The organism is Parvibaculum sp. (assembly GCF_039680535.1).
GTDB lineage: Bacteria > Pseudomonadota > Alphaproteobacteria > Parvibaculales > Parvibaculaceae > Parvibaculum.
The window spans coordinates 23423-43873 of sequence record NZ_JBDKSS010000018.1; the positions used below are offsets into that span (position 1 = coordinate 23423).

24 protein-coding genes are annotated in these 20451 nt (G+C 63.6%); 16 read left to right on the forward strand and 8 right to left on the reverse strand.

Annotated elements, in window-relative coordinates:
• Positions 1-3: 3 nt before the first annotated feature.
• The 3 genes from ABFC66_RS13010 to ABFC66_RS13020 all read left to right on the forward strand — a co-directional run bounded on the left by ABFC66_RS13010 (position 4) and on the right by ABFC66_RS13020 (position 2688).
• Positions 4-882 (forward strand): TIGR01459 family HAD-type hydrolase, encoded by an 879-nt coding sequence (locus tag ABFC66_RS13010; RefSeq protein WP_346741393.1) that lies wholly within the window; start codon positions 4-6, stop codon positions 880-882.
• A gap of 205 nt (positions 883-1087) precedes the next feature.
• Positions 1088-2041: a bifunctional riboflavin kinase/FAD synthetase gene (locus tag ABFC66_RS13015; protein WP_346741394.1), complete on the forward strand. Its 954-nt coding sequence runs from the start codon at positions 1088-1090 to the stop codon at positions 2039-2041.
• Complete coding sequence (locus tag ABFC66_RS13020; RefSeq protein WP_346741395.1) at positions 2038-2688, forward strand: methyltransferase; 651 nt, start codon at positions 2038-2040, stop codon at positions 2686-2688. Before ABFC66_RS13015 ends, ABFC66_RS13020 begins: the two co-directional genes overlap by 4 nt.
• Positions 2689-2703: 15 nt before the next feature.
• Here ABFC66_RS13020 and ABFC66_RS13025 read toward each other — a convergent pair whose 3' ends face one another.
• The gene (locus tag ABFC66_RS13025; protein ID WP_346741396.1) at positions 2704-3282 is read right to left on the reverse strand and encodes an HdeD family acid-resistance protein; all 579 of its coding nucleotides are present in this window, start codon (positions 3280-3282) and stop codon (positions 2704-2706) included.
• Between the two features lie 134 nt (positions 3283-3416).
• Here ABFC66_RS13025 and ABFC66_RS13030 point away from each other — a divergent pair, with 134 nt between their 5' ends.
• On the forward strand, positions 3417-3923 hold the full coding sequence (locus tag ABFC66_RS13030; protein ID WP_346741397.1) for a DUF1993 domain-containing protein: 507 nt from the start codon (positions 3417-3419) through the stop codon (positions 3921-3923).
• A 4-nt stretch (positions 3924-3927) separates the two neighbouring features.
• On the opposite strand, the gene ABFC66_RS13035 is transcribed toward ABFC66_RS13030, so the two are convergent.
• On the reverse strand, positions 3928-4524 hold the full coding sequence (locus tag ABFC66_RS13035; protein WP_346741398.1) for a DUF6101 family protein: 597 nt from the start codon (positions 4522-4524) through the stop codon (positions 3928-3930).
• 144 nt (positions 4525-4668) lie between these two features.
• Here ABFC66_RS13035 and ABFC66_RS13040 point away from each other — a divergent pair, with 144 nt between their 5' ends.
• The gene (locus ABFC66_RS13040) at positions 4669-6195 is read left to right on the forward strand and encodes a UbiD family decarboxylase (protein WP_346741399.1); all 1527 of its coding nucleotides are present in this window, start codon (positions 4669-4671) and stop codon (positions 6193-6195) included.
• Positions 6196-6449: 254 nt separating this feature from the next.
• Entirely contained in the window at positions 6450-7187 is a 738-nt protein-coding gene (locus tag ABFC66_RS13045; RefSeq protein WP_346741400.1) for a transglutaminase-like cysteine peptidase, read from the forward strand.
• A gap of 8 nt (positions 7188-7195) precedes the next feature.
• Here ABFC66_RS13045 and ABFC66_RS13050 read toward each other — a convergent pair whose 3' ends face one another.
• On the reverse strand, positions 7196-8146 hold the full coding sequence (locus ABFC66_RS13050) for a TerC family protein (RefSeq protein WP_346741401.1): 951 nt from the start codon (positions 8144-8146) through the stop codon (positions 7196-7198).
• A 272-nt stretch (positions 8147-8418) separates the two neighbouring features.
• On the opposite strand from ABFC66_RS13050, the gene ABFC66_RS13055 reads away from it, so the two are divergent.
• The gene (locus ABFC66_RS13055) at positions 8419-8685 is read left to right on the forward strand and encodes a hypothetical protein (RefSeq protein WP_346741402.1); all 267 of its coding nucleotides are present in this window, start codon (positions 8419-8421) and stop codon (positions 8683-8685) included.
• 92 nt (positions 8686-8777) lie between these two features.
• On the opposite strand, the gene ABFC66_RS13060 is transcribed toward ABFC66_RS13055, so the two are convergent.
• The 5 genes from ABFC66_RS13060 to ABFC66_RS13080 form a co-directional block, all read right to left on the reverse strand.
• Positions 8778-9014, reverse strand: coding sequence for a hypothetical protein (locus ABFC66_RS13060; RefSeq protein ID WP_346741403.1), 237 nt, complete (start codon positions 9012-9014; stop codon positions 8778-8780).
• A gap of 123 nt (positions 9015-9137) precedes the next feature.
• Complete coding sequence (locus tag ABFC66_RS13065) at positions 9138-9770, reverse strand: YceI family protein (protein ID WP_346741404.1); 633 nt, start codon at positions 9768-9770, stop codon at positions 9138-9140.
• Complete coding sequence (locus tag ABFC66_RS13070) at positions 9767-10342, reverse strand: YceI family protein (protein WP_346741405.1); 576 nt, start codon at positions 10340-10342, stop codon at positions 9767-9769. Before ABFC66_RS13070 ends, ABFC66_RS13065 begins: the two co-directional genes overlap by 4 nt.
• On the reverse strand, positions 10339-10941 hold the full coding sequence (locus ABFC66_RS13075) for a cytochrome b (RefSeq protein ID WP_346741406.1): 603 nt from the start codon (positions 10939-10941) through the stop codon (positions 10339-10341). The genes ABFC66_RS13070 and ABFC66_RS13075 overlap by 4 nt, the downstream gene beginning before the upstream one ends.
• Before the next feature lie 108 nt (positions 10942-11049).
• Positions 11050-11568: a macro domain-containing protein gene (locus ABFC66_RS13080; RefSeq protein ID WP_346741407.1), complete on the reverse strand. Its 519-nt coding sequence runs from the start codon at positions 11566-11568 to the stop codon at positions 11050-11052.
• Between the two features lie 91 nt (positions 11569-11659).
• On the opposite strand from ABFC66_RS13080, the gene ABFC66_RS13085 reads away from it, so the two are divergent.
• The 9 genes from ABFC66_RS13085 to lpxK all read left to right on the forward strand — a co-directional run bounded on the left by ABFC66_RS13085 (position 11660) and on the right by lpxK (position 20399).
• Positions 11660-12061, forward strand: coding sequence for an MAPEG family protein (locus tag ABFC66_RS13085; protein WP_346741408.1), 402 nt, complete (start codon positions 11660-11662; stop codon positions 12059-12061).
• Positions 12062-12245: 184 nt separating this feature from the next.
• Positions 12246-13580 (forward strand): metallopeptidase TldD-related protein, encoded by a 1335-nt coding sequence (locus tag ABFC66_RS13090; protein WP_346741439.1) that lies wholly within the window; start codon positions 12246-12248, stop codon positions 13578-13580.
• Positions 13567-14379: a 3'(2'),5'-bisphosphate nucleotidase CysQ gene (locus tag ABFC66_RS13095; protein WP_346741409.1), complete on the forward strand. Its 813-nt coding sequence runs from the start codon at positions 13567-13569 to the stop codon at positions 14377-14379. Before ABFC66_RS13090 ends, ABFC66_RS13095 begins: the two co-directional genes overlap by 14 nt.
• Positions 14380-14429: 50 nt before the next feature.
• Positions 14430-14669 carry a DUF4170 domain-containing protein gene (locus ABFC66_RS13100; RefSeq protein ID WP_346741410.1) on the forward strand — a complete coding sequence of 80 codons (240 nt, stop codon included), beginning with the start codon at positions 14430-14432 and terminating at the stop codon, positions 14667-14669.
• Positions 14666-15208: a TspO/MBR family protein gene (locus tag ABFC66_RS13105; protein WP_346741411.1), complete on the forward strand. Its 543-nt coding sequence runs from the start codon at positions 14666-14668 to the stop codon at positions 15206-15208. The genes ABFC66_RS13100 and ABFC66_RS13105 overlap by 4 nt, the downstream gene beginning before the upstream one ends.
• Before the next feature lie 182 nt (positions 15209-15390).
• Positions 15391-17274: an ABC transporter ATP-binding protein gene (locus tag ABFC66_RS13110; RefSeq protein ID WP_346741412.1), complete on the forward strand. Its 1884-nt coding sequence runs from the start codon at positions 15391-15393 to the stop codon at positions 17272-17274.
• A gap of 11 nt (positions 17275-17285) precedes the next feature.
• Positions 17286-18032, forward strand: coding sequence for a lysophospholipid acyltransferase family protein (locus ABFC66_RS13115; RefSeq protein WP_346741413.1), 747 nt, complete (start codon positions 17286-17288; stop codon positions 18030-18032).
• Between the two features lie 5 nt (positions 18033-18037).
• The gene (locus tag ABFC66_RS13120; RefSeq protein WP_346741414.1) at positions 18038-19351 is read left to right on the forward strand and encodes a 3-deoxy-D-manno-octulosonic acid transferase; all 1314 of its coding nucleotides are present in this window, start codon (positions 18038-18040) and stop codon (positions 19349-19351) included.
• Positions 19344-20399, forward strand: a complete 1056-nt coding sequence (gene lpxK / locus ABFC66_RS13125) for a tetraacyldisaccharide 4'-kinase (protein WP_346741415.1) — start codon at positions 19344-19346, stop codon at positions 20397-20399. The genes ABFC66_RS13120 and lpxK overlap by 8 nt, the downstream gene beginning before the upstream one ends.
• Positions 20400-20451 lie beyond the last annotated feature (52 nt).

Consider the following 20451-nt stretch of genomic DNA (forward strand, 5'->3'; position numbering starts at 1 on the left):
AGCGTGACAACCGGCAGATCCGTACCCCTCATTCCCGGTTTCTCCGCCATCGCCGATCGCTACGACGCGCTGCTCTGCGACGTCTGGGGCGTGCTGCATAATGGCCGCGAGGCCTATCCCGGCGTCGCCGAGGCGCTCTTGAAGTTTCGCGCCAAGGGCGGCCATGTGCTGCTCCTGTCGAACGCGCCGCGCCCTTCGACGGAGCTTCCTGCGATGCTTCAACGTCTGGGCATTCCGTCGGACGCCTATGACGGCATCCTCACTTCGGGCGATGCAACGCGCGAGGCGCTTGCGAACCACACCTATGGCCGCGCCTGCTATCACATCGGCCCGGAGCGCGACCTGCCGCTTTTCGACGGCACGAATGTCTCGCTCGTCGATGAAGAACATGCGGACTTCATCCTCGTCACCGGACCCTTCAACGACGAGGTCGAGGGGCCGGAGGACTATCGCGAGCAATTCACCCGCCTCGTCGCGCGCGGCCTTCCGCTCATCTGCGCCAATCCCGACATCGTGGTGGAGCGCGGCCCCCGCCACATCTATTGCGCGGGCGCGCTGGCGCGGCTCTATGAGGAAATGGGCGGCTCGGCCACCTATTTCGGCAAGCCCCACGGTCCGGTCTATGGCATCGCGCGGCACAGGCTGATGGAGATTTCGGGCCGCCCCATCCCCGACGCCCATATTCTCGCCGTCGGCGACGGCCTGCCCACCGACATGAAGGGCGCCAGGGGCCAGGGCATCGACGCCTTGTTCATTACCGGCGGCATCGCCGCAGCGGCCTGCGGCCCCGACCCCGAGCATCCGCAGGCGGAACTGGTGGCAAAGGTCTGCGCCGGAGCTGGCGTGCAGCCCGTGGCCGCCATGCCCCGCCTGATCTGGTAGGACATTTGCGCGCCCAAATCACCGCAGATAGCCCCTTGAATTAACGTTCATCCCTTGTGATTTCGCACCTGCACGCGATAGAGTGCGCGCCGCAACCCCTGACCCCAAGCGAGTCCGCGATGACCGTCACCGTCGGCTGCAGCATTGAAGTTCTGAACAGGCGCATGGAGAACCCTCTCCCCGCGCTGCGGAGCGTTGCGGCCTGATGCACATCATCCGCCAATATGCCGACGTGCCGGCAGCGCTTCAGGGCGGCGTTTTCGCGCTCGGCAATTTCGACGGCGTGCATCTCGGCCACCAGCGCGTCATCGGCGAGGCGGCCCGCGTTGCCCATGATCTTGGCGTTCCCCTCGGCGTGCTGGTCTTCGAGCCTCATCCGAAGCAGTTCTTCTTTCCCGACGAGCCCTTCTTTCGCCTGACGCCCTTCCGCGCCAAGGCGCGGCTGCTTGAAGCGCTCGGCGTCGACATTCTCGCCGCACTCCCCTTCGACGCCGAAATGTCGAAAAAACTCGCGCCGGAATTCGTCATGGACGTTCTGGTGAACGGGCTCCGCGCCGTGCATGTCGTCGCCGGTTACGATTTCCGTTTCGGCAAGGCCCGCGCGGGCGACGCCAGCGTGCTCTCCTATATGGGCGAGATGGAAGGCTTCGGCGTTTCCATCGTCCCGGAAGCAACGATGGACGGACATACGATTTCCTCGACGCGCATTCGCGACCTTCTCGGCAAGGGCGATCCGAAGGGCGCGGCGCGTCTGCTCGGTCACTGGTGGACGGTCGAAACCCATGTGCGCAGCGGCGACCAGCGCGGACGCACCATCGGCTTCCCGACCGCCAATCTCGCGCTCGAAGATCACGTGCAGCCCGCTTTCGGCGTCTATGCCGTCCGCATCGAGTTCGAGGACGGCCCGCACAAGGGCGTCCATGACGGCGTCGCCAATCTCGGCAGGCGCCCGACCTTCGACAAGGAGGACGTGCTCCTTGAGGTCCATATCTTCGATTTCGCAGGCGATGTTTACGGCCATCACGCCGCCGTCTCCTTCATCGACTTCCTGCGCCCCGAGCAGAAATTCTCAGGCCTCGACGCGCTGAAGGCGCAGATCGCGAAGGACAGCGACAAGGCGCGCGAAATTCTCGCGGCGACGCCCGCCCGCTTCGCATGACCTCTCAAGATCCCGCCGCCTTCATCCGCGCCAACACCGCGCTGCATGAGCCGCCACTGGTGCCGGAGGTGAAGCTTCACCTTGCCAGCGAGATCGTGCCCATCTGGCAGATGACGGAAGAGGAACTCGAAAAATCGGGCCTGCCCCCGCCCTTCTGGGCCTTTGCCTGGGCAGGCGGTCAGGCGCTGTCGCGCTACATCCTCGACCATCCGGAAGTCGTGCGCGGCAAGCGCGTGCTGGATTTCGGCTCGGGCTCGGGAATGATCGGCATTGCCGCCATGAAGGCGAATGCAGCTTCAGTTCTTGCCGCCGATATCGACATCTTCGCCGCCGCCTCCATCCGCCTCAACGCGGAAGTGAACGGCGTTTCACTCAATGTCACCACCGACGATATTGTCGGCTCGCCCAATCTGGGGTGGGACGTCATCCTGATCGGCGACATGTGCTACGAGCGCCCGCTGGCCGAACGCATTGAAAAGTGGGTTCATTCCTTGGTCGATGGCGGGGCGACGGCCCTGATCGGCGATCCGGGCCGCACCTATCTGCCGAAATCCGGTCTGGAGAAACTGATCTCCTATGCGGTGAAGACCACCCGGGAGCTTGAGGACACGGACGTCAGAAACACGAGTGTCTGGCGCGTCATATAAAAAGTGAACCAATGTTCACTCTTTCCCGCTGACCAGATCCTCGAACACCTTGGCCACCCGGCCGAGAAAGAAGAGCGTGCTGCCCGCGACGATGAGGTCGATCCCGAGCAGGATGCCCAGCGCGTAAAGCGAGGCCGTTGGCAGGAACCAGAGCAGCGCCCCTGCCAGGGCAAGACTTGAAACACCATTCATGATTACCCATCCCTGCCCCGGCACACCGGCCATCTGCGTCGCCGAGAGGATGCGGATGACGCCGTCGGCGGCGAGGAAGCCGCCAAGAAACAGCGTCAGGCTGAAAACGCCCGACATGGGATCGTTCAGGATGAGCGTGCCGACGCCGAGGCTGAGAAGTCCGGCCAGCATATTGAGCACGATGGCAGGTGCGCCCCGCACGCTCAGCGCGTGAAGAATCTCGACGGCGCCCGACAGGATGAGAACCCAGCCCACGAAAATGGTGGTCGCCAGCGTTCCGAAATAGGGAAAGAGAATGGCGAGGAGGCCGCCCGCGATCAGAATGCTGCCGGCAACCATGTAACCCGTCCGAAAACGGTGGATGAGATTGGCTGCCCCCTGGTCGCCCGCGCGATCGGTCATGTCGTCCTCCTGATTTGCTCTGCCGAAACTATACACCGTGCGGCGAAGATTGATGGAAGGTCTCTTGATCCCCGGCCGCCCGCACCCGACATGACCCTGCACTGCCACAAATAGAACAAGACAGAGGAAACACCATGACGCTCAACATGCATCAGGCATCGATCCCGCTCATGCTCCAGATGTTCGGAAGCATCTCCGCCGTGCTCGACAAGGCGGCGGCTTATTGCGAGGAGCGCAAGATCGATCCCGCCGTGCTCCTCGGCTATCGCCTGGCGCCGGACATGATCCCGCTCTCGGGCCAGATCCAGATCATGACGGACCAGGCCAAAGGCTGCGCCGCACGCCTCGCCGGCATCGACATCCCCTCCTATGCCGACACGGAAAAGACCTTCGACGAGCTGAAGGCCCGCATCGCAAAAACCGTCGCCTTCGTGAAAAGCGTGACGCCGGAACAGATCAACGGTGCGGAGGATCGCGAAGTCGTACTGAAGATCGGCGGCAACGAGCTGAAGCTCAAGGGCAGCCAGTATTTCTTCCACTTCTTCCTGCCGAACTTCTATTTCCACGCCACCACCGCCTACGACATCCTGCGCCATGCAGGTGTGCAGATCGGCAAGCGCGATTTCATCGGGCAGATCTGACCGCTCAATAAGCCAGCGGCCGCGTGCCCGTCGAAAGGCGCTGCTGGAAGAGCCGGGGGCGGCCCGTGGCGCCGAAGGTCATGGGACGCCTCGCCGAGAGCGGATTGGCGCCCGCATGCGGCTGAGGTGCATTGATGCGCAGGGGGCCGAGGCGCCGTTCGGCCTCCTGCAACTCCCCGCCGCGATCTTCGAGCAGAAGCGGCAGGCGCAGCACCCGTGCCCAGCTCCGCCATCGCGCGGCGGAATCCGACCCATCGAAAGATGCATTGAGAACGACCGAATGCTTTTCGTTCGTTCCATGCACCATTTCGACAAGGATGACAGGCATGGTGCCTGAGGCCCTGCGATGCGCGACGCGAAGCGCCACGCCACGATAGGCCGAAAGCGGCTCCGTCCAGACGAACGGACCGAGAATCGGCGATGAATCGGTCGCCTTCACCACATCGTTCCGGATGTCGGCATAGCGGATGAAGCCGAAAAGACGCGGCAGCGGATCGGGCGCGGGAATGGTCACGCGCTGCGGCAGCGCGAAGGGGTCGGCGTCGATCTCGCCACCGGCCCAGCGTTTGCGTATTTGGGGAGCGGTCGTTGCCCGGCCCATGGATTGGCTCCAATTTGTGTTGAATTGAAGCTAGGCCCCCAAGGTTGGCATTCCCTTAACGGGACGCCCATCCGCGCCGATTTGGCTTGAACCCCGCTTTCCGGCATTCTCCCCGCCAGCAGCAGCGCCTATTCCGGAATTCACATGTCCTATTCCTCCCTCCGCGACTTTCTCGACCGGCTCGACCAGACAGGCGACCTCGCCCGTGTGAAGGCGCCCGTCTCGACCGTGCTCGAAATGACGGAGATTCAGACGCGGCTTCTCGCGGAAAGAGGACCGGCTGTCCTCTTCGAAAACGCGATAAAGGCGGATGGCAGCCCCTCGCCCATGCCCGTGCTCATCAACCTTTTCGGCACGGTGGAGCGCGTGGCGCTCGCCGTGACAATGGACGGCGTCGAGCGACGCAGCGCCAAGGATTTGCGCGAAGTGGGCGAACTCCTTGCCTTCCTCCGCCAGCCGGAGCCGCCGGGCGGCTTCCGCGAAGCCTTCTCCATGCTGCCGCTTCTGAAGACCGTCATGGCGATGAAGCCGAAGACGGTCTCCTCCGCGCCCTGCCAGGAAGTGGTGTTGAAGGGCGACGACATCGACCTCAACGCGCTCCCCATCCAGACCTGCTGGCCGGGCGAGCCCGCGCCGCTCATCACCTGGCCGCTCGTCGTGACCAAGGGCCCCGGCACCAGGCGCGAGGACGACTACAATCTCGGCATCTATCGCATGCAGGTGCTGGACAAGAACAAGACCATCATGCGCTGGCTCGCACATCGCGGCGGCGCGCAGCATCATCGCCGCTGGAAGGACGAGAAGTCGGAGCCTCTGCCTGTCGCCGTCGTCATCGGCGCCGATCCGGGCACGATCCTCGCCGCCGTCACGCCCGTCCCCGACACGCTGTCCGAATATCAGTTCGCAGGGCTTCTCCGTGGACAGAAGGTCGAACTCGTCGACTGCAAGACTGTGCCGCTGAAGGTGCCGGCCGAAGCCGAGATCGTCATCGAGGGCCATGTCTCGCTCGACGAATATGCCGACGAAGGCCCCTATGGCGACCACACGGGCTATTACAACTCGGTCGAGAAATTCCCGGTCTTCACCGTCTCCGCGATCACCATGCGGCAGAAGCCCATCTATCTCTCGACCTTCACCGGAAGGCCGCCGGATGAGCCCTCGGTGCTCGGCGAGGCGCTCAACGAAGTCTTCATTCCGCTTCTCCAGCAGCAATTCCCGGAGATCGTCGATTTCTGGCTACCGCCGGAAGGCTGCTCCTATCGCATCGCCGTCATCTCGATGAAGAAGGCTTATCCGGGCCACGCCAAGCGCGTGATGATGGGCGCCTGGTCCTATCTGCGCCAGTTCATGTACACGAAATGGCTCATCGTCGTGGACGACGACATCGACGCGCGCGACTGGAAGGACGTGATGTGGGCGATCTCGACGCGCATGGATCCCGTGCGCGACGTGACGCTGATCGAAGGCACGCCCATCGACTATCTCGACTTCGCCTCGCCGGAGTCGGGCCTCGGCGGCAAGATCGGCCTCGACGCCACCAACAAATGGCCGCCCGAAACGAAGCGCGAATGGGGCACGCAGATCCGCATGGATCAGAACGTCGTCGACGAAGTGACGCGCAAATGGAGCTCGCTCGGACTTCCGGGCACCGGCAAGCCGATCTGGAAATAATTTCCGCGAAGGCCTTCGCAATACGGCCCGCCGGCCCGGAAGCGCCGGTGGGGCTCGTCGTGTTTTATTCTGTGTAGGGAATATTCGTTTTTCATCTTACTCACACAAAATCCGTTCCATCGCGGGACTGCGACAAAATTTCCATGTGAATTTTGCAAGATTCGTATGGTGAATTGGCCGCTCGCTAATCTCCTCCATTATTTATCGCGTAAGAAGGCGCGGCAAATTTTGAAGCGCGATATCCGGAGTGATTGATGAGTGGCGTTTGGTGGAAACGCATCGTGAGCGGGCTGTTCCTCGCTTCGATGCTGACGGGTTGCAGTGGCGTAAACGGCGAGGCTCATCAGGATTCCGGACGCGGTGTGATGCTCTCCTCCTACATGCCCGCGGGACAGCAGGTGGTGCCGCCTTTCGGCTTCATCGACTTCTGCCTGCGCAGCGAGAAGGATTGCGAAGTCGGCACGAACGAGCCCGCCACGCCTTCGCTCACGCCCAGGCGCTGGTCGGAACTCGACGCGGTGAACGATTATGTCAACCGTCTGCCTCAGATCGCCGATGAAGACAATTATCAGCGCAGCGAATACTGGACCTATCCGAACGAGCGCGGCGGCGACTGCGAAGACCTCGCGCTGCTGAAGCGCAAGATGCTGATCGAACGCGGCTGGCCCGCCAGCGCCGTTCTCATCGCGACGGTCGAACAGTGGAATGGGGCCTACCATTCGGTCCTGATCGTCGAGACGGATCGCGGCGAATTCGTACTCGACAATCTGAAGCGGGAAATCGTCGGGTGGCAGGACGCGCCCTATGTCTGGAAGAAGCGGCAGTCGCGCGAGCGCGCCCATATCTGGGTCGATCTTGATCGCAGCACGTTCAGGTCCGCCGCGAGCGACGCCCTGCCGCCCCTTGGCGCGACGCCGCCCTTCATTATCGCCGCCCGCAAGATCGCGCAGCCGGTAGCAGGCACAGGCACGGGCGCTGTCTACACGCGCTGAAGCCTGTTTCAGGCCGCGGTCGCCCTCGTCTTCACGAGAGAAACCAGAACGCCGGCCGCAAGCAATCCGAAGGTGACGCCAAGCGAAATCACGGCGGGCACCTTCTCGACGAACTCGGCATAGAAGATCTTTCCGCCGATGAAGACCAGCACCGCCGCCAGCGCATATTTGAGATAGGCGAAGCGGTGGATGACGGCGGCGAGCGCGAAGTAAAGCGCGCGCAGGCCGAGGATCGCGAAGATATTGCTCGTATAGACGATGAAGGGATCCTGCGTGATCGCGAAGACGGCGGGCACGCTATCCACGGCAAAGACGAGATCCGTGAACTCGATCAGGACCAGCGCAAGCAGAAGCGGCGTGCCGTAGCGCACCACGCGGCCGCTCTTGTCATGGTTCGCCCAGACCCAGAAATCATGCCCGTGGAGTTTGTCCGTGATGCGGATATGGCGGCGGAGGAACTTGACCAGCGGCTGCTGATCGATCGGCCGTTCATGCTCTTCGGCAAAGGCCATGCGGATGCCGGTGACGACCAGGAAACCGCCGAAGACATAAAGTATCCAGTGGAACTCGGCGATCAGCGCCGCGCCAAGGCCGATCATCGCGCCGCGCAGCACGATCACACCCAGAATGCCCCAGAAGAGCACGCGATGCTGATAGAGGCGCGGAATGGCGAAGGCGCTGAAGATCAGGGAAATGACGAAGACATTGTCGAGAGAAAGAGATTTCTCGACAAAGAAGCCCGTGAAGAAATCGAGCCCATGCTCCGCGCCCAGGATCTGCCAGACGCCCGTGCCGAACAGGCAGGCGATGGCGATATAGCCCGCCGACAGCCAGAGGCTCTCGCGGACGCCGATTTCCCTGTCTTCCTTGTGAAGAACGCCAAGATCGAAGGCGAGAAGTCCGGCGACGATTGCTGCAAAGGCGCCCCAGGCCCAGATGGGGGTGCCGAAGAGTTCCATGAAGACCTCAGATCTAACGCGCCGCGGCAGCGCAGAGATGCACAGGTCCGACATCGCGATGGACGCCTCCATCGCCAGAGGGGCCCGGACCACCTCATTGGAATAGAAATAAGGCGCGAATTCTGAAAATCAAGCAACCACCTGCCGCCTCTTTATGCGCGGAGGAAGAAACCCGTCTCGATCATTTATGCACTTTTTTCTACCCTACCATCATCCGCAACGCCTCATGCTCCGGCACCGCGGTACCGTTGAAACAGCCAGGACGTGGTTTCATGTCTGCTCGCGCCTATCTTCTTCCAGATTTTCCCGCCGATCCCGCGCATAGCGCGTTGCGCAAGGCGGAAAAACCAAAAACCGGATTCACCACCATCGATGTGATCGAACTCCCCAACGGCCTGTGGGAAGTCCGCGGCGATCGCGGCCTCTTCGGCGGACGTTTTCGCTCAAATGAGCATGCTCTTCGCTTTGCCATCGAGGAAGGCCGAACCTATCGCGGCTTTGTGCTCCAGATGAAATCCCGCCTGGAAGAGGACGAATGACCTACAGCCGCTCCACTTTCCCGGGGCGGTAATGAAGGGACGCGCGCCTGCTCTCCGGCCGCGTCCCTTCTTCTATTTCATGATAGAGAAAATTACTGCAGGCGATAGACGAGTCCGGGCTCGAGCAGAAATTCGCCGTCCCGCAATTTTCCAAGATCGTAGCGGCCATCGTTGCGACGAGGCGCGAGCCCGGTAAAGACATAGCGCCGCTCATAAGCGTCGATCACCACATCCGCGACTGGCTTTCCCGAATAATGCCCGACTGTCGGGCCGTCCGGCCTTACGCCATGTAGCAGATAATATTCGAGAGGATAGGTGATGAAACGCATGATGACGACCGAATGACAGCACGTCGCGGCAAGTGCCGCTCCGCGCGGGACACTAGGTCGTCCGCGGATAAAAATTCCATCGTTATTTCCGCGAAGACTCATAAGCGGAAGAACCGCTCTGCCTCACGACGCCTTCCTGATGAACTCCGCCTGGATCGAAACATGAACGTCGTTTCCGACCGCCGGCCACCAGGCGTTGAGCCCCCAATCCGCGCGGTTGAAACTGCCGGTGGCGGAAAAGCCCAGCGTATCGTCGCCGGTCAGCGGATCGGGCGCAGCGCCGTTGAAGGTAACCGCCAGCGTGACCGGCCTCGTCTTGCCGTGCATCGTCAGACTGCCGGTCATCTCGCCGGTCTTCCTGCCCGTGCGCTTCAGCGCCGTCGTCTCGAAGGTAATGTCGGGATAGCGCCCGGCATCGAGGAGATCCTTGCCCGCGATCATCCTGTCCAGCTCCGCCACATTCGTATCGACGCTTGCTGCCTTGACGGTCACGCGGAGCTTGCTCGTCTCGGGCGTCGCCGGCGCGGCGTCGAGAACCGCCTCGACCTTGTCGAAACGCGCGACGAAGCGCGAATAGGAAAAATGATCGACATCGAAAATGAGACTCGAATGGCGAGGATCGAGGCGATAGGTGCCGGGCTTTGCCGCCACCGGGTCGTCCTTCACCTCATGCGTGGCAACGCGCAGCGCTACGCAGGCGCCGAGCAGGAGAGCGCCCGCAACGACGAGCGCGATATGAACGAATTGGCGCTTCACTTCTTCCTCGTCGCCGTGAGATCGATCTTCACCTTGACATCGGGCCCGGCGACATCGGCCGAGGAGAGCTGATCGCCCGCGCCGACGCCGAAGGCGAGCCTTTGCAGCGTCGTCTCACCCACGGCATGCGCCGTATCGCCCCTGATATCGAGCGTGAAGGGCAATTCCACCTTCTTCGTCACGCCCTTGAGCGTCAATGTTCCGTCGGCGATGTATTTGTCGCCGCCTTGGTGCAGGAAGCTCGTCGCTTCGAAAATCGCCTTGGGAAAGTCCGCAACACCGAACCAGCCTTCCTGCGGCAGGTAGCTATCCTTCTGCTGGTCGCCGGTGATGCAAGCCCCCATGTCGATGGTGACTTTCACCGAGGAATGCACGAGGTCCGACGGGTCGAAAACAATCGCGGCATCGAATGTGCGGCAATGTCCGGTGAAGACATTGCCGCCCTGCAGCCCTTCCCAGGAAATCGCCGCCGGATTTTTCGCCGCTTCCCAGCGCGTCGCAGCCCCAGCAGGAACGGCCGCGACATTTATCAACGCAGTCGCAAGCGCGAGCGGTCTGAGGAAATGGGTCATCGTCCTGGCTCCTTGCCGCGCGCGAAAAGCGCTTTCGTGGGAAGCATACGCTTCATCACATCGTCGCCGAGCCAGAAATGATGGCGGAGCGCGGCGCCCGCATGGAGGACGACCAGCGCGACGCCGCTCCAGGCGAGCAGCGCATGAACCAGTTCCGCCCGATGCTCGATGACGGCCTTGTCGGCCCGCGCTGCGATGAAGCCGATATGAGGGAGCTTCACGATCCCGTAGAGGATCGTCGGAATGCCGAGCGGTGAGGCCGACACGATGACCCAACCCGTCAATGGCATAGCGATGAGGATCGCATAGAGCCCCCAATGGGCGAGCAGCGCGGCCAGGCGTTCGAACGCCGTCAACGTCGCCGGCAGAGGCGGCACCACGCCGCTCAGGCGCCAGAAGAGCCGCAGCACCATCAGCGCGAAGATCGTGACGCCGATCGACTTGTGGATCTGATACAGCGGAAACTTGAGCGGATCTGTCAGCGCCAGCGCCGTCATGGTGAGACCGAGCGCGATCATCGCGAGAAAGAGCAGCGCAATCAGCCAATGCAGGGAGATGGCGACAAGGCCAAAGCGGGTCGCGCTGTTCCGAAGCTGCATGGCACTCCTCGGCCCCCCAAGGACCAGACAAGGTAGCATGCGCCCGGAGGGCGGAACGCCGCAATGTGCATCCGGGTCACAAATGCGTGAAACGCGCGCTCTGCGGCCTCACGCCTCCAGCGCGGCCCTGAGCGGACCCGCCGCCGCTCCATCGAAGGCGACCAGCACGACACGGCGAGGCCATTCATGCGTCGCCAGATGCGCCCTGATCGCGCCCACCGCCGCGGCAGCCGCCTCTGCTGGCGGATAGCCGTAAATGCCGGTCGAGATCGCCGGAAAGGCAACACTCTCGAACTTCCGTTCAGCCGCGATTGCCAGCGCCTGCGTGTAGCAGGAGGCGAGGAGCCTTGCCTCCCCGCGCCCGCCGCCATGCCAGACCGGCCCGACGCAGTGCAATATCCATCGGGCAGGGAGCCCATGGCCGGAGGTGAGCCTGCAATCGCCCGTCATGCAGCCGCGCAGGGCGCGGCACTCCTCCGCAAGCCCCGGCCCCGCTGCCCGGAAGATCGCACCGCAAGCGCCGCCGCCCGGTGCCAGCGCCTCATTTGCTGCATTTGCGATGGCCGTTACCGGCAACCGCGTAATGTCGCCAACATGGATTTCGATTCTTGCCTCTGCGGATGTCATGCGGACCTCGGCATGCTAGCGTCCCTGCGGCTTAAACGAATCACGCCAATGCAGCGTTGCGGCGGAGCGTGATCCCCCATCGGAGGGCCTCATGTTGAATTACTCGCTGGAGATCGTGGGCGTCTATGTCGGCCTCAATCTCCTCATCAACCTGTTTCTCGCCTATCGCGTTTCTGCGAACCGCGTCCGCTCAAACGTGATGACCGGCACGGGTGAGGACGAGAAGCTCTACAATGCGAACCGGGCCCATGTGGTCAATGTGGAGTATACGCCGATCGCGCTTGTCGGCCTCGTCACTCTGCATCTTCTTTCTGCCTCGATCTATGTCCTCCATATCGCCGGCCTTTTCCTGACGGTCGGCCGCCTGCTGCACGCCATTGGCCTCACCAATGCCGCCCGCGCCTCGACGCCGCCGCGCCTCGTCGGCACGGTGCTCACCTGGGCCGGCCAGCTCATTTCAGCCGCGGCCTGCATCTATTACGCCCTGATGTAGGCGCGGAAGGCGGCGCGTCCCCGCGTCGCTTCGTCCATCATTGCGCCCCCCACCATTGCGCCCCTTGTCTTTTCGCTGAGGGCCTCGATCTGTATAAGGGTCGAGGCCCTTTTTTCGGGCCGATCCCTCAACAGGAATTCTGTTTATGGCCGAGACAAAGCCCGCCACCTCGCCGTCCGCCGGTATGAGCGTCCTCGACGCGGCCGCCATGCTCGTCGAGCGCGCCCTGAAGGCGGGTGCGGAAGCGGCTGAAGCCATCGTCTTCGAAGGTCAGTCGCTCGGCGTCTCCTGGCGTCTCGGCAAGCTCGAAGACGTGGAACGCTCCGAAGGCCGCGATGTGGGCTTGCGCGTTTTCATGGGCAACCGGCAGGCCGTCGTCTCGACCACCGACCTTTCCGAGCGTTCGCTCGCGCCGCTGGTCGAGCGCGTCGTCGCCATGGCCAAGGTGGCCCCCGAAGATCCCTATGCCGGGCTTGCAGACCGCGAATTGCTCGCCCGCGACTTTCCCGATCTCGACATAGACGACCCCGTAACGCCGCCCAGCGCCGAAGCGCTCGGCGACGCCGCCGCGGAAGCCGAGGAAGCCGCGCTCGCCGTGAAAGGCGTCACCAACTCGGGAGGCGCGGGCGCACAATGGGGCCGCTCCGGCATGGCGCTCGTCACCAGCGAAGGTTTCGCGGGCTCCTATGCGGGCACGTCCTTCTCCGTCTCCTGCTCGGTGCTCGCGGGCGAAGGCACGGGCATGGAGCGCGACTATGACTATTCCTCGGCGCGCCATCTCGCCGATCTCGAAGCGCCCGCCGTCATAGGCCGCTCGGCAGGCGAACGCGCCGTGCGCCGCCTCGGCCCGCGCAAGGTCAAATCGCAATCCGTGCCGATCGTCTACGATCCGCGGGTGTCGTCGGGCCTTGTCGGCCATTTCGTCAGTGCGATCTCTGGCGCCGCGATCGCGCGGAAATCGAGCTTTCTGCAGGACGCCCTCGGCAAAGCGGTCTTCGCGCCCGGTATCGAGATCGTCGACGATCCGCACCGGCGGCGTGGCCTGCGCTCAAAACCCTTCGACGGCGAAGGCGTTGCCAACCGCCTGATGAAGCTGATCGATGACGGCGTGCTGACGACCTGGCTTCTGGACACGTCGTCCGCCCGCCAGCTCAGCCTGAAGAGCACCGGCCATGCCGCGCGCGGCACGGGCAGCCCGCCCTCGCCCTCCGTTACGAATGTCCATCTTGCGGCGGGCACGCTCTCGCCGGAAGAACTCATGACGGACATCAAGGAAGGTCTCTACATCACCGAGATGATCGGCATGGGCGTCAACGGCGTCACCGGCGATTACAGCCGCGGCGCATCGGGCTTCTGGATCGAGAACGGCAAGCTCGCCTTCCCCGTGAGCGAAATCACCGTCGCCGGCAATCTGAAGGACATGTTCCTCCACATCGTGCCGGCAAACAATCTCGTCTTCCGCTATGCCACCAACGCGCCCACCATTCGCGTCGAGGGAATGACAGTTGCAGGCACCTGATACGCTTCCCACCCGCGCCGAAGATCGCGATCTGATGGTCAACGCCGTGCGCGAGGCGGGCGCGCTGGCGCTCACCTTCTATCAGACCGAACTCAAGAAATGGATGAAGCTCGGCGACAGCATCGTCACCGAAGCGGACATCGCCGTGAACGATCTCCTCGAAAAGCGCCTCGCCGCGACGCGGCCCGATTATGGCTGGCTGTCGGAAGAAACCGAGGATGACCCCGCGCGCCTCAAGCGCTCGCGCGTCTGGGTCGTCGATCCCATCGACGGCACGCGCGCCTTCGCCAAGGGCAAGCCGCATTTCGTCCTCTCGGTCGCGCTGGTCGAGGATGGCGAGCCGGTGATGGGCGTCCTCTTCAATCCGGCAACCGACGAATTTTTCGAAGCCGGGGTCGGGAGAGGCGCGACGCTGAACGGTGTCGCCATTTCAGTCAGCGACCACGCGGAAATCGAAGGCTGCCGCATGGCGGCGCATGGCGCCATGTTCCGGCATCCCGCCTGGCCCGAGCCATGGCCCGAAATGGACATCATCGAGCGCAATTCGGTGGCCTACCGCATCGCGCTCGTCGCCTGCGGCGCGGCCGACGCGGCGCTGGCGCTCTCTGCCAAGAACGACTGGGATCTCGCCGCCGCCGACCTCATACTGCGCGAGGCGGGCGGACGCTTCACCACCCATGACGGCAAACCCTTCGTCTATAACCGCGAACTGCCCCGCCACCGCAGTCTCATCGCGGCCGGCCCACGACTCTACGAAGCGCTCTACCGCCGCGTCGCTCAACTGACCCTACCATCCTGATCGCCTCGTGCTAAACTGCGCGGCCTTAGCAACGACCCAAGGTAGTGCGCGTGCCCCATCAACTTCTTCATCTCGTATTCGGCGGCGAACTCGAGAACCTCGAGAAGGCGGATTTTCGCGATACGTCTCGCCTCGATATCGTCGGTATTTTTCCCGATTATGCCAGCGCCTACCGGGCCTGGAAGTCCGCCTCGCAACGGACCGTGGACAACGCACATATGCGCTATTTCATCGTTCACCTGCACCGCCTGCTCGATCCAACCCACGGCCCTGCGGAGCATGACGAATGACGGGCGAACCGGCGTCGCCGGGCCGGCGCATGCACTCAGAACCTTCCGCGCAGACCCCCGGCACCATCCAGTCGATCATCCTTCTTTTCGGGTTTCTCGCCTTCGTCTTCACCTTTGCGGGCCTTGGCGGCTACGTCACCACGGCTAATATCGAGAGCTGGTACGCGACGCTCCAGAAGCCGTCCCTCACGCCGGAAAACTGGGTTTTTCCGGTCGTCTGGAACTTCCTCTATTTCCTGATGGGGCTTTCCGGCTGGCTCGTCTGGCGCACGGCGGGCGGCTTTGCGGCGGGCGGCGCCCCGCTTGCCATCTACGGCGCCCAGGTCATGCTCAACTTCAGCTGGAGCGTGGTCTTTTTTGGCCTGCACAGCCCCGGCGGCGCGCTGATCGAGATTTTCGTGCTGCTCGCAGCCATAGCGGCCAACATCATGGCCTTCTGGCGGGTCAACAGGCTGGCCGCGCTTCTGCTGCTGCCCTACCTTGCGTGGAGCCTCTTCGCCACCTATCTGACTGCCATGGTCTGGCTCCTGAACAAGTGAGCCGGCAAAGGTGCCTCAGGCCAGAAAACCTAGCCTGCACCTATGTTTACCTTATATAAGGCCGGTCTGCGGCGGTGGCGGCGCTGCCCCCGCCATGTTATGGTCCGGGCCTTGACGCTGGCGAAACTCCGTCACTTTGCCATTCTCCCATGCCCGCCAGCCACCATGTGACGAGGCCGTATTTGAGCGACACGACCGCACCGGAGACAAAGGCCGCCGCGCAGCAGGCATTGCCGCGCCCGACCGTCGCCGACAAGGGGCATGAGGATCTGAAGACGCTCGCAGTCCTGAAGCGGACCGCGACGGAATATCTCTTGCCCAACTGGCGCCTCGTGGCGGCCTCTCTGCTCGGCAGCGTCATCGTCGCCGGCACGACGGGCATTCTTCCCTGGCTCATCCAGCAGGTCTTCGACGAAGTGCTGGACCACAAGGACGTGACCAAACTCGTCCTCATCGCAGTTGGCACGATCGCCGTCTCGTCGTTCAAGGGCTTCGCCGCCTATACGACGAACATCACCAAGAACGCGATCGGCCAGAAGATCATCTCGGCGATCCAGACCCGCATGTTCTCGCGCATCATGCGGGCCGATCTCGCCTGGATTGCGAAGACGCATTCCGGCCGCTTCATCTCGAGCTTCATGACGGATGCAGGCCGTGTGCGCGACACGGTCACCATGTCGATCATCGACTTCACGCAGAATTCGCTGACCGTCATAGCCCTCATGGGCAGCATGTTCTTCATGAACTGGAAGCTCGCCCTGATGGGCTGCTCGGTCATCCCCTTCGGCATGATCTACATGCGCAAGCTCGGCAAGAAGACGCGCAAGGCCTCGCGCAAGGGCCTCGAAGGCACGGGCGATCTTTCCGCCCTCATTTCCGAAGCATTGGGCGGCATTCGCGTGGTCAAGGCCTATGGGCAGGAGCAGCACGAGATCACGCGCGTCTCCGACACGGTGCAGACCGTGCTCGGCCATGCCATGCGCGGCTTCCGCGCCAAGGCGAAGGCGAGCCCTCTGACCGAAGGTCTCTCCGGCGTCGGCATTGCAGGCGTCATCTATTTCGGCGGCATGGCCGTCATCGACGCGCACCTGACCAAGGGCGAGCTGATGGCCTTCATCTCCGCCATGATGCTCGCCTACCAGCCACTGAAATCGGTCGCCAATACGCAGACCATCATGCAAGAAGGCGTGGCCGCGGCCGCCCGCGTATTCCCCATCCTCGACATCGAACCGTCGATCGTGAGCCGCCCGGACGCGAAGCCGCTTCAGTTGACGGACGGCGCGATCCGCTTCGAGAATGTGAACTTCGCCTATTCCGACGGAACCCATGCGCTCAAGGGCGTCAGCATAGATGTGCCGAGGGGCCACACTGTCGCCCTGGTTGGCCCTTCGGGCGGCGGCAAGAGCACGACGCTCAACATGGTGCCGCGCTTCTACGATCCTCTCTCCGGCCGCGTTCTGATCGACGGTCAGGATATCCGCGACGTGACGCTCGACTCCCTGCGGGCCGCGATCTCGCTGGTGACGCAGGAGCCTTTCCTTTTCGACGATACGGTCCGCGCGAACATCGCTTACGGGCGGCCCGGCGCGAGCGAGGCCGAAATCGAGACCGCCGCGCGCAATGCAGCGGCCCATGACTTCATCATGGCGCTGCCCAAGGGTTACGACACCCGCGTCGGCGAAGCGGGCATGAAACTTTCCGGCGGCCAGCGCCAGCGCATCGCCATCGCGCGGGCCATGCTGAAAAATGCGCCGATCCTCCTTCTCGACGAGGCGACCTCGGCACTCGACACGGCGTCGGAGCTGCAGGTGCAGAACGCTCTGGCCGCGCTGATGCAGGGCCGCACGACGCTCGTCATCGCGCACCGGCTTTCGACCATCAAGCACTCGAACAACATCTATGTGATCGATGACGGCCGCGTTCTCGAATCAGGCGACCACGCCTCGCTCGTCGCGCAGGGCGGCCTTTACGCCGAACTTTCGCGCTCGCAATTCGAACATGACATCCCCGACGATGAAGTAACTGTATCCTCCGGCGGCGCCGTCAAAGCCGTCGCGGGCGTGTGAGGCGCGAAGGAATGTCATTCGGCAGGGATATCGCAAAGAACGAATGGGTGCAGACGGCATTGGCGTTTCTCGCCGCCATGCTGATAAGGCTCGTGCGGCGCACCAGCCGCTTCGAGGTGCGGCGCGGCGACATCGCGGCCCGCTTCTGGAGCGGCGACGAGCCGTTCATCGGCGCGACATGGCACGGGCAGAACCTCATTCTGCCGACCTTCTGGCACAACTGGCGTGAAATGCGCATCCTCGTCTCTCGTCATGGCGATGGCGAGATCGTTTCCCAGATCATGCATTTCCTCGGCGTCGGCACGATCCGCGGCTCGGGTGTGCCGAAGGGTGAGGAGCGGCGCGAGAAGCACAAGGGCAAGGGCGGCGCCGGCGCATTGCGCGCCATGGTGCGCGCGCTTGGCGAGAATGTTTCAGTCGGCATGACCGCCGACCTACCCCCCGGCCCCGCGCGCAAGGCGGGCGACGGCATCGTCATGCTGGCGCGGCTTTCGGGCTGCCCCATCGTGCCCGTCGCCGCGACGACGCGCGCGCGCATTCAACTGAACAACTGGGACAAGTTCACGATCAACCTGCCCTTTTCGAAGGGCGCGCTCGTCTGGGGCGAACCGATCTACGTGCCCCGCGATGCCGATCCCGAGACGCTTGAGGAAGTCCGCCGCCGCGTCGAGGAAGAGCTCAACGCGGTCAGCGAAGAAGCCGAAATCATCGTTGGCCGCAAGCCGAAGCCGCAAGGCGCCAGCGCGGCTGCATTTTGAACAAGATGGCGACCGGCAGTTCTCATCGCATGGAGAGCGCCGGGCTCGGCTATGCCGCCTATCGCCTCGCGACCCGCGCCATCGGCCCCGCACTCCCCCTGCTTCTTGCGTTACGCATGCGGCGCGGCAAGGAAGATGCGAAGCGTCTGAGCGAACGCTGCGGTATCCCCTCTCTCGACCGCCCGGTCGGCAAGCTCGTCTGGATCCATGCGGCAAGCGTCGGCGAGTCGCTCTCCGTGCTGCCGCTCGTCGACCGGCTGATTGCGGAGGGACTGCACGTCCTCGTCACCACCGGCACCGTCACCTCGGCACATCTCATGGAAGAGCGCCTGCCCGATGGCGCAATTCACCAGTTCGCAGCACTCGACCATCCGGCATATACCGCTCGCTTCCTGGACTACTGGAAGCCCGACCTCGCGGTCTGGGTCGAATCCGAGTTCTGGCCCAACCTCATCATCGCAGCGCATGAGCGCGGCATTCCGCTCGCGCTCATCAATGCGCGCATCACGCAGCGTTCCTTCGAAGGATGGCAGCGCTTTCCCCGCTTCATCGGCAATCTGCTCGGACGGTTCTCGGTGCTCCTCGCGCAGGACGAGGCGAGCGCGCGGCGCCTCGAAGGGCTTGGCGCCCATGCCGTGGGGACACCCGGCAATCTGAAGCACGACGCCGCGCCCCTCACGGCCGACGAGGCGAAGCTTGCCGCGCTTCGCGACGCCATCGGCGCGCGGCCCGTCTGGATCGCAACCAATACACATGAAGGCGAAGAGCAGGTTGCGGCTGACGCCCACCTTGCGCTTGCTCCCGCACATCCCGGCCTTCTCACGCTGATCGTCCCTCGTCACCCGGCGCGGGGAACGGCGATCGCGGCTGAACTGAAGAAACGCGGCCTCATCGTCACGCAGCGTTCTCTGAACGAGACGATCACGCCGTCGACCGACATCTATCTCGCCGACACGCTCGGCGAACTTGGCCTTTTCTATCGTCTGGCGGACATCGCCTTCATCGGCGGTACACTGACCAATACCGGCGGCCACAATCCCTTCGAGCCGGCACGGCTTCATTCCGCACTGATCGCAGGCCCGAGCGACTTCAATTTCGCCGAAGCCTATGCGAGCTTCGAAAAGGCCGACGCGATGATCCGCATCGGCGATGCATCCTCTCTGGCAAATGCGGTCGGACGGTTGCTCGATAACACTGAGGAGCGCAAGCGCCGTTGCGATGCGGCGGAAGCGATCGCCGGCACGTCGAGCGGCGCTACGGATCGAACGGCTGCCGCGCTTCTTTCACTTCTGGTGACGCGAGGGACCGCCAATGCGTGAGCCGCGCTTCTGGCAGGCGCCGCGCGGCGGCGAAGTGAGCCTCATGCCGCGTCTTCTCGCGCCGGCCGCGCTTCTCTATGGCATCGCGGGCCGCATGCGCAAACGCTTCGCAAGGTCCGAGCGCGCGGCCGTGCCCATCATCTGCATCGGCAACATCACTGTGGGCGGTACGGGCAAGACGCCGCTTGCCTTGACGCTCGCCTCCCGCCTCGTCGCACAGGGCGAAAAGCTGCATTTCCTTTCGCGCGGCTATGGCGGTCGCGAAAAAGGACCGCTCCGCGTCGACCTTGAAAAGCATGGCGCGGCGGAGGTGGGCGACGAGCCGCTGCTTCTCGCCGCGGTCGCTCCCACATGGATTTCCGCCGACCGCGCGGAGGGTGCCGCCGCCGCCGTGCGTGAGGGCGCGTCGCTCATCATGATGGATGACGGGCTCCAGAACCCGACGCTCGAAAAGGATTTCTCGATCCTCGTTGTCGATGCAGCGACGGGACTCGGCAATGGACGGCTTCTGCCGGCCGGACCGTTGCGCGAGCGCATGGACGACGCGCTTTCGCGCGTCGGCGCGGTGGTCATCATCGGGCGCGGCCATGCGGCGGACAGGCTTGCGGCCCGCGCCCGCGCCCGCGGCATACCGGCCTTCCGCGCGATCCTTCGCGCCGCTCCCGCGCCGGAACTCGACGGCCTCCCCGTGCTCGCCTTTGCCGGCATTGGACGGCCTGAAAAATTCTATGCGACGCTGCGCGAACTCCATGCCGACATCGTGGCGACCGAAGACTTCCCCGATCACCACGCCTTCACCGAGCGCGAGGCGCTGAACCTTCTCGTCCGGGCCAGAGACCTCAACGCGACGCCCGTCACCACCGAGAAGGATCTCGCCCGGCTCCGCGACGCCCCGGCGGGCAGCGCCCGCGCACAACTGCGCGACGCCGCGAAAACCATTTCGGTTCGCGCCTTGATCGACGATTTCGCGAGCTTCGAGCGGCTGCTTCATGACCAGATCAGGCTCGCGCGCCAGCGCGCTGCCAAGCGCGCCGCACAGCCGGTCTGAGGAATGAGGCGGGCTGAGGCATCAGGCTCGCCAGAGGCGCCGCCCGGCTGAT

Bases quoted from the DNA above. Each gene is read 5' to 3' on its own strand.
- ABFC66_RS13050 (WP_346741401.1), bottom strand. From the start codon at position 8,146: ATGGAACTCTTCGGCACCCCCATCTGGGCCTGGGGCGCCTTTGCAGCA.
- ABFC66_RS13075 (WP_346741406.1), bottom strand. From the start codon at position 10,941: ATGCAGCTTCGGAACAGCGCGACCCGCTTTGGCCTTGTCGCCATCTCC.
- ABFC66_RS13015 (WP_346741394.1), top strand. From the start codon at position 1,088: ATGCACATCATCCGCCAATATGCCGACGTGCCGGCAGCGCTTCAGGGC.
- ABFC66_RS13080 (WP_346741407.1), bottom strand. From the start codon at position 11,568: ATGACATCCGCAGAGGCAAGAATCGAAATCCATGTTGGCGACATTACG.
- lpxK (WP_346741415.1), top strand. From the start codon at position 19,344: ATGCGTGAGCCGCGCTTCTGGCAGGCGCCGCGCGGCGGCGAAGTGAGC.
- ABFC66_RS13020 (WP_346741395.1), top strand. From the start codon at position 2,038: ATGACCTCTCAAGATCCCGCCGCCTTCATCCGCGCCAACACCGCGCTG.
- ABFC66_RS13035 (WP_346741398.1), bottom strand. From the start codon at position 4,524: ATGGGCCGGGCAACGACCGCTCCCCAAATACGCAAACGCTGGGCCGGT.
- ABFC66_RS13120 (WP_346741414.1), top strand. From the start codon at position 18,038: ATGGCGACCGGCAGTTCTCATCGCATGGAGAGCGCCGGGCTCGGCTAT.
- ABFC66_RS13115 (WP_346741413.1), top strand. From the start codon at position 17,286: ATGTCATTCGGCAGGGATATCGCAAAGAACGAATGGGTGCAGACGGCA.
- ABFC66_RS13030 (WP_346741397.1), top strand. From the start codon at position 3,417: ATGACGCTCAACATGCATCAGGCATCGATCCCGCTCATGCTCCAGATG.
- ABFC66_RS13085 (WP_346741408.1), top strand. From the start codon at position 11,660: ATGTTGAATTACTCGCTGGAGATCGTGGGCGTCTATGTCGGCCTCAAT.
- ABFC66_RS13070 (WP_346741405.1), bottom strand. From the start codon at position 10,342: ATGACCCATTTCCTCAGACCGCTCGCGCTTGCGACTGCGTTGATAAAT.
- ABFC66_RS13045 (WP_346741400.1), top strand. From the start codon at position 6,450: ATGAGTGGCGTTTGGTGGAAACGCATCGTGAGCGGGCTGTTCCTCGCT.
- ABFC66_RS13025 (WP_346741396.1), bottom strand. From the start codon at position 3,282: ATGACCGATCGCGCGGGCGACCAGGGGGCAGCCAATCTCATCCACCGT.
- ABFC66_RS13090 (WP_346741439.1), top strand. From the start codon at position 12,246: ATGAGCGTCCTCGACGCGGCCGCCATGCTCGTCGAGCGCGCCCTGAAG.
- ABFC66_RS13055 (WP_346741402.1), top strand. From the start codon at position 8,419: ATGTCTGCTCGCGCCTATCTTCTTCCAGATTTTCCCGCCGATCCCGCG.
- ABFC66_RS13105 (WP_346741411.1), top strand. From the start codon at position 14,666: ATGACGGGCGAACCGGCGTCGCCGGGCCGGCGCATGCACTCAGAACCT.
- ABFC66_RS13040 (WP_346741399.1), top strand. From the start codon at position 4,669: ATGTCCTATTCCTCCCTCCGCGACTTTCTCGACCGGCTCGACCAGACA.
- ABFC66_RS13060 (WP_346741403.1), bottom strand. From the start codon at position 9,014: ATGCGTTTCATCACCTATCCTCTCGAATATTATCTGCTACATGGCGTA.